The sequence below is a fragment of the Methanobrevibacter sp. genome (genome assembly GCF_045120835.1).
Taxonomy (GTDB): Archaea; Methanobacteriota; Methanobacteria; order Methanobacteriales; family Methanobacteriaceae; genus Methanocatella.
Genome location: NZ_JBGVFE010000094.1, coordinates 1 through 7,612, shown reverse-complemented (window position 1 = coordinate 7,612; position 7,612 = coordinate 1). Strand labels below are relative to the sequence as shown.

At 33.5% G+C, this 7,612-nt stretch carries 5 protein-coding genes; 3 read left to right on the top strand and 2 right to left on the bottom strand.

Annotation, left to right across the window (positions count from 1 at the left end):
* Positions 1 to 124: 124 nt before the first annotated feature.
* A complete protein-coding gene (locus ACJMLO_RS08390) occupies positions 125 to 1,426 on the bottom strand; it encodes an ATP-binding protein (RefSeq protein WP_405295788.1) in 1,302 nt (433 codons plus the stop codon).
* A gap of 248 nt (positions 1,427 to 1,674) precedes the next feature.
* Here ACJMLO_RS08390 and ACJMLO_RS08385 point away from each other — a divergent pair, with 248 nt between their 5' ends.
* The 3 genes from ACJMLO_RS08385 to ACJMLO_RS08375 all read left to right on the top strand — a co-directional run bounded on the left by ACJMLO_RS08385 (position 1,675) and on the right by ACJMLO_RS08375 (position 2,829).
* The gene (locus ACJMLO_RS08385) at positions 1,675 to 1,995 is read left to right on the top strand and encodes a hypothetical protein (RefSeq protein WP_405295786.1); all 321 of its coding nucleotides are present in this window, start codon (positions 1,675 to 1,677) and stop codon (positions 1,993 to 1,995) included.
* Complete coding sequence (locus ACJMLO_RS08380) at positions 1,979 to 2,362, top strand: DUF2283 domain-containing protein (RefSeq protein WP_405295784.1); 384 nt, start codon at positions 1,979 to 1,981, stop codon at positions 2,360 to 2,362. Before ACJMLO_RS08385 ends, ACJMLO_RS08380 begins: the two co-directional genes overlap by 17 nt.
* Positions 2,363 to 2,475: 113 nt before the next feature.
* The gene (locus tag ACJMLO_RS08375; RefSeq protein ID WP_405295782.1) at positions 2,476 to 2,829 is read left to right on the top strand and encodes a hypothetical protein; all 354 of its coding nucleotides are present in this window, start codon (positions 2,476 to 2,478) and stop codon (positions 2,827 to 2,829) included.
* Between the two features lie 140 nt (positions 2,830 to 2,969).
* Here the strand turns inward: ACJMLO_RS08375 and ACJMLO_RS08370 are convergent, their stop codons facing one another.
* Positions 2,970 to 7,442, bottom strand: coding sequence for a hypothetical protein (locus tag ACJMLO_RS08370; RefSeq protein WP_405295780.1), 4,473 nt, complete (start codon positions 7,440 to 7,442; stop codon positions 2,970 to 2,972).
* Positions 7,443 to 7,612 lie beyond the last annotated feature (170 nt).

Sequence of the window (7,612 nt, the reverse complement as noted above, 5' to 3'; positions counted from 1 at the left end):
CAACTAAATTGGAGTAATATAACATCTAAAATTAAAAAATGAGCTGAAATTCAACAAGAAAAATCATTAGGATAATAACAATGTTATTAAAATTTAGAAAAAAATAAAATTCATCAAAAATCAATTAAGTTTCGGTGCATGATTTAAGACAACCAATTGGGATAATCTTAACTCCGTCTTTTGTATAGGCAACATTGCCTCCAGTAATTATTGCAAGAAAAGATGGTTCAGGAATTTGGGTATTGTTTTTATCAATTTCTTTTTTAATAATTTCTTTAGCCTTATGCAAGTTTTTTATTCCTTTTTTTATTTCGTCGCTGCCTAATTTAATTTCAATTAATGCATATCTTCCATCTTCCAAAACAACAACGCAGTCAATTTCCAATGTATCTCCTTTGCGGAAATAATATATGCTTCCACCATATTTATTGGCATAGATTTTTAAATCACGTATGCATAATGTTTCAAAAATGAAACCTGCGGTCTGTAAATCCAATAATAATTTTTTTGGTGTTAAATCTAAAGCAGCAGTAGCAATTGATGGGTCAATGAATTCTTTTTTAGTTGTTGCTTTCATTCCAGATGCTGAACGGATATTAGGGGACCAAGCATAAATATTTTCAATGACAAATAATCTTTTAAGTGCATCAACATATGAATAATATGTTCCTCTACTGATATCATCAAAATGGGATTTGATGTCCTTCATTATTGTTGTATCTTTAGCCGGTGTGGAAATATTTCGGGCATAGGATTTCAATAAATTTTTAACTCTATCCGGATCACGTTTGACACCATCAACTGTAGAAACGTCACTGCTGCAAATGCTATTAAAATAGGATTTGGCGATTACCAATTGATCCTCTTCATTTTCAATTTTAATTGCTTCAGGCCATCCTCCTCTGCACATTGCCTGAAATAAATTTTCTACAGTTAAATTAGAAATTATCCCATCAATATCTATTGATGGATTATCAAATAATTCGATGAGAGATATTTTTCCATTTGATTCGCCACTTTCATATAAGCTCATAGGGTACATCATCATTCTATGGATTCTTCCAGTTCCTGTATGGTCAATAGTACTTTCATCAACACTTGTTGACCCTGTTAAGATGTATAATCCTTTTCCATTCAATTCATCAACACTATTTCTTACTCCATCCCATAGGATGGGGGCTAATTGCCATTCATCAATTAATCTGGGTTTGTCTCCTTTCAATAATTCGGAGGGTTTTAAACTAGCTAATTTTAGGTATTGCTTTTTTTTGTCAACATCGTCTAATTTTAAAACACTATTTGAGTGCTGAATTGCAGTTGTTGTTTTGCCGCACCATTTTGGTCCAATTAACAATATGGCGCCCATTATATTTAGATATCGTTCTAAATCTTCATCAATGATTCTTTTAATATATTTGTCTGCCATTTTAATCTCCCTGCATTATTTAAAAAATATGTTTATTTTAATTATTATACTATTTTTAGTTTTTTTATTATACTATTTTCGGTTTTTTTATTAACTTAAATGCTATTTCGCACTTCGTTGTTAATTTGATAGATTATTTTTAAAAATTCAACTCAACACTCAGACATCAATATTGATTTTCAATATTAGAAAGTATTAAATAGAAATTGGTTTATAATTATTAAATAGATTTTTGGTATGTGATTTCCATGCGAGATTATAATATCGACGAAGCTCGAGAAATCTTAAAATCACAGAACCCTAACAATTTAAAAATCATCCCCCATGTGGAAGAACGATGGTTAGAAAGAGATTTTGAAATCAATTATACTGTGGACTGTTTACTTAATACAATTCCACTAGCGATTTCTAAAACCTATCATAATCGTTTTAAATTAATATATCCCCATGAAACAAAACCTACAATGGATTTGTATGTGATTATTGAAATTGGTGATGATGAAAATGTTAGTGTCATCACCGCTTATCCTGAAGAAAAAAAGAGGAGAGAACATGAAAGAAAACGTTAATGATTCTTTTGAAGTGGATTGCCGATATGATTATACATATGATGTGCTGGCAATTAAAGTTACCAGACCGTTTGAATATGATAAAACTGTTGAAATGGATGAAGGGGTTTTGTTGGATTTTGATGTGGACAACGTTCCGGTGTCATTGGAAATTCTTGATGCTTCCAAAAGATTAAATGTTCCAAAATATAGTTTGAAAAATCTAATTGATTTTAAAATGCGTGTTTCAGTCGATGACAAATCCATTTGCGTATGTGCTAACTTTAAAGTCATTTTACATAATAAGGAACAATCACCAATTTTAGAATCATTTACCCGCAACTATTCAAATATACCATCTATGGAAACTGAATTTGCAACAGCTTAATCAGTTATTTTTCTTTTTTTAATAGACATTGGGAATTTTTATTGCAAAAACTTTATGTTGATTTATTTCAGTTTTGAATGTTATCACCTATAAGATACGCTGGAGGTAGAGCAATGCATGATTTAAGAAAAGTTGAAGAGAAGTTTCATGAATTCATCGAAATTGACAGATATCCCGACAGGGATGAACTCAGAATAACCGAGAGTCTTTTGACCCAGCAGGAAGCCGTCTACATACCCTTCGGCTGGATGACCTATTTTCTGGTCATTGAGGATGGAAGGCCTGTGCTGTATGCCCATGCGATTTCAAGAATGGATTTGGATTCGATATGTTTCATTGATGAGAATGGACATAAATGTTATGACATATTCTGCGGCGATAATATGGAGATATATGAGAAATATCGCCGTAAAAGCGAGAATGTCAGGGGCTATGATGAGCTTAAGGGCCTTCCGAAAAGGAAATGAAATTGGCATGAATATTTTGAACAGCACTGCTTTGACTTCGTCCATATTGCCTATTTTTTCAAGTTGTCATATGCCTCCTGATGGAATGTTTGGTTGTCGCAATACATTCGGCGACATTATCATCAACGGAAGATCAGCGATTATTTTTTCACGGTTATTTTGGCAGTATACTTCTTTTTAGAAGTATTATAATACTTATTGGAAACCAGATAATAGCTGATTTTATATTTTTTAGGAATGACTTTGATTTTTAACTTGGCCCAACCTTTGGAATTGGTTTTAACAGTGTATGTCTTTTTATTCAATTTCATTTTAATTTTTAAACCTTTAACAGATTTTTTATTAATATTTAAGGCCCGTACATATAAATATTTGCCTTTTTTGATTTTTTTAGATTTTATGTTTAGTTTCACTGTGGCTTTTGATATTGTTACCTTTGAACTATTTGTCACGGTTTTTCCGTTAAAACTTACTTTAACAGTAGCGGTATATGTATTAGGCACGAATGATTCGATTGTTATATATGTCTGGCCATTGTCATCTGTTGTTTGGGTATAAGATTTACCGTTTATGGTGAAGACAACATTCTGATTCTTAAGCGGAATTCCTCCGTAGCTTACTGTGACATAATATTTTTTGCCTTGATTGTAGTATTGGTTGACTGGACTGACATTGGCAATTAGAAGTAGATGATTATCATACACTGTGATGGTTTCGCTATAACTAAAACCGGCATGATTTTCATTTCCTGCAAAAATAACTTTTATTGTGTAGTAACCAGGTTTTAAATCAATGTTTAATTTTGCAAATCCTGTCCTGTTAGTTGTGACATTATATTTCTCACCATTGACTTCAAATGTGACGTTTTGATTTGCAATAACGCCCTGTTCGGATATTAATTGAATGCTGTAGCTTTCTCCTTTTAGAATTGTTGTGCTGTTAATAATAATGCCGTCCAGGGTTCTATTATCATCAGCGGCATGAACAGAAATGTATGATGTGCTGGATGAAGGGCAGTAATATTCACTTCCTGTGTAGGAAGATTCAACAATATAATATCCGGAATTCAAATCAATTGCTAGTCTGGCAGTTCCATTTGAATCTGTTTTAACAGTATAACTCTTCTTGTTGATGCTTATGATTATGACTTGGTCTTTCAGCCCCTGATTATTTGTGTCCAACAAGGTGCAATAAAATTCACTTCCATCTCCATAAGTCATGTTGACATTTCCTGAATTTAAAATTGTTGTAGCTTTGTTTTCATTTCCATTGACAAATATGGTGCATTTTATTGTGTTGGATTCATAATGCTCTTCAGCATAAGAGCATATAATCTCGTAAACGCCCTGTTTCAAGATGCTAACATCCAAATAGGTGGCCCCATCATTATCAGTTGTCTGTTCGTAGGAAATTCCATTTAATCGGAATGTGATAAGCTTGTTGACTAGCGGATTTTCGTTGATGTCTTTAAGTTCCGCTTTGAATTTCTCTAAATCTCCATAATCCTTAGTCAGATTGCTTGCTATTATCACAGAAGGCATCTTCCTTACAATAATGCTTCCATTCCATATGGATGCTCTATGAATTTCATCTCCTTTAAAACTAAGTGAAATGGCATAATTTCCTGGAATGAGAGTTATAGGAAGACTTATTTCTCCATTGTTATCGGTTGTATAATTTTGTCTTCCGTTTAAATCAATGAAGATCCTTGTATTTGCTAAAGGGTTTCCATCTGAATCTGTTAGTTTCATGTTAAAATTCTTATTGTCCAGATAATACTTAGTTAAATTCTCTGCAATGATTGATGTATCTATGATTCCATTGAATGTGAAGTTTTCCTCATGGCCATCATATACGGAATCCCCATTATAAATCATGAATCCATTGTTTGATGCGCTGCCGAATTCAATATTGTCAATTACAATCTTTCCTCTGGAAAAAGTTCCTTTGTATTGTTTTTGGTTAACGATGACTGTTGCATTTCCGCTAATTTCATAAGGTCCGGTAATTATGGCTGTGGCATTATTTTTTCCATTAAGTTTAATGATTATTTCAATGTTTGGATTCTTTCCATTTGTAAAAATCAGGATATCTTTTGTTATTCCAAGAATATTGAATGATAATCTGTTTTCACCTTTCTGATTGCTGGTATATGTCACTTTGGTGTATCCATTTTTCAATAATATTTCATTATAATATGTATCATTTGAATCTCTAATTGTTGAGACAATATTTGCAGGCAGTTTAGCACCCTCAATCTTGTTGCCATTTTGGGTTTTTGTTAAATCCATGCAAATATCGATGCTGTTGAAAATTGTCAGATTTGTTGAATTTACGCTGATATTTAAAACAATGTATTTATCAGGCATATCCAATCCATTTAATAGGTTACTGTCGAACTTGTTGTTTTCTATTGTATTTCCCCACCAATTATTCTCTATATTTGCAGTATTTTCTCCTATTCTGCTTATTGCTAGAGCATTATTGATGAGTATAGAATAATCAAGATTCAAAGTGGTGTTTTCAATGGATATTGCAGTTTCCAGGTCATTGAGGAATTTTGAACTTGTTATGTTTAGATAATTATCATTCCCTTCGCTGATTGATATTATAGAGTTTCTGTTGTTTTCGAAAGTGGAATTTCTTATAATCAGGTTTCCATAATTTTTCAATGTGCCGCTTCCATTTGCAAAGATTATTGAATCGATGACTGCTGTTTTTTCATTGGATATGATGAAAGCGGATTTTCCTTCGCTGTTGATTATAGTGCTGCCTTGTCCAATGATGGTCAAATTCTTGTTTAAATATAAATCTGACTCGCAATAGATGCCATTAGCTATAAATAATGTTCCGTTTTCTTTAATGAGCTGCAATCCTTTTTCAATTGTTTTCACAGGTTTCATCCAGCTGCTTCCATCATTGGAATCATTTCCATTCAAAGTATCTATGTATATTTTTAATTGCAGTGATGCCCTGTTTGTGAAATTTATTGTTGCGTCAACATCGTAAATGCTGATTGTAATGGATCCCTCTCCCATTTCACTTGCAGTGTAAGTTGTTTTTGAAAGTCCATTAATCAGGGTGCAGCGGTCTTGTGAAGAGTATCCGTTAACTGCACTTATTAATACCGGAATATTTTCCAAAAGCAGACCTGCATCGATTGCGTTTCCATTCTGGGTATGTGCCAAATCGATATATACGTTTGTGATTTCTCCTATAGGAGTATCAGCAGTATCTGAAGTTATGTTGAGAACCAGCCATTCATTAGGGGTATCAATTATTGAACTGATCCATGTGGAATTGAAATCGGGGTTTTCCATAGTGTTTCCGAACCAGTTGTTTTCAATACTTAGATTCTGATTGGTTGGAGGGCGTGAAGTAGGTGTTGAAAATACTCCTGCGCCGATTGTTGAATTGTCTGCGGCGTTTTTAGTATCTATCTGTATGGCTGAGGTATTGTTTATAAAAATGCAATATGTGATGGCGGAATTTTCGGTTCTGTCGACATAAATTGCTCCTCCACGGACAGCTCGGGTGTTGTTTATGAAAACACATCCCTGCACTGTTAGGCTAAATGGGCTTTGCATCATTCTGTCTGCACCGATAGCTCCTCCGTACTGTGCGGAGCAGTCAATGAATATGGAATTGTAAATTTCAGTATCTGAAGCCCAGATATAAATTGCGCCTCCATAGCCGTCGGTTGTATTAGCATTGTTGTTTATGAATGTGCAGTTTGAAACTATCATTTGCTTGCCTATTGCTTGGTTTTTAATGGCTGCTCCGTTTCTATCTGCGGTATTGTTTATAAATACTGTATTGTAGATATACGCATATCCAGTATTTGCAAATGCTGCTCCATCGGGATTTCCGTGTTTGTTATGCTCTGAAATTGCAGTGTTGTTTGAAAAATAGCAGCCTATTATGGTCACATTCCCGTTGTTGTTGTCGATTCCTGCACAGCGAAGTCCTAGATTGTCTTTTATTGTTAAGTTAATTGCTGTGAGTGTTCCGTAGTTTTCCACACATGCTCCAAAGGAAATGTCTTCAATCAAAGCGTGCTGCATGGTAAATGAGCTTAATAAAACTGTAGTGTGTTCGTTTATGATGAATCCTCTGTGCAATTGGCAGTCAAGAATTGTTCCATTTTGGCTTTGGCCTATAATTCTTATGTTTTTGCTGATTACAATGGAATCTTCAAGGAAGTATGTGCCATCCGCAATATTGATTACAGTTTCGTTATCTGATTGGCTTACGGCATATTCAATGCTTCGGTATGCATCAGACCATGATTTTCCAGTATTGGTGTCGTTGCCCTGCATTGCATCCACATAAATAATGTTGTTATCATTTTCCTTTATTGGATTTGAATCGATTGGTGATTGGCTGATGAGAGCATTATTGTTGGAATCTGCGACAATATCTGCATTGTTTTCAATGCTTTCCCGATTTTGTTCAATATCTTCTTGAATTTGGAAGATATCTGCATTGTCGTTAATTTTAGTGCTAAAAGAATTATCATTGGTCACATCACTTGCTGATATGCAGCTGATGCTTAATAGAATGCTTGCGATTAAAATCGTTGCTAAAATCATTTTTTTTGCTATGGGATTCATTTTTACACGCTCTATTTTTGTTTTTTCATGTCCTACTTCTTAATAATTTTTGATATCTGTTATTTTTATTCGATATGTATTATTTTTATTCGATAGGGATTATTTTTATTTAATATGGATTATTTTTATCGATATGAATTATCTTTCATTATTAACTTTTTTTATCTCCA

Coding starts and splice junctions, on each gene's coding strand:
- ACJMLO_RS08380 (WP_405295784.1), top strand. CDS start 1,979: ATGAAAGAAAACGTTAATGATTCTTTTGAAGTGGATTGCCGATATGAT.
- ACJMLO_RS08370 (WP_405295780.1), bottom strand. CDS start 7,442: ATGAATCCCATAGCAAAAAAAATGATTTTAGCAACGATTTTAATCGCA.
- ACJMLO_RS08385 (WP_405295786.1), top strand. CDS start 1,675: ATGCGAGATTATAATATCGACGAAGCTCGAGAAATCTTAAAATCACAG.
- ACJMLO_RS08375 (WP_405295782.1), top strand. CDS start 2,476: ATGCATGATTTAAGAAAAGTTGAAGAGAAGTTTCATGAATTCATCGAA.
- ACJMLO_RS08390 (WP_405295788.1), bottom strand. CDS start 1,426: ATGGCAGACAAATATATTAAAAGAATCATTGATGAAGATTTAGAACGA.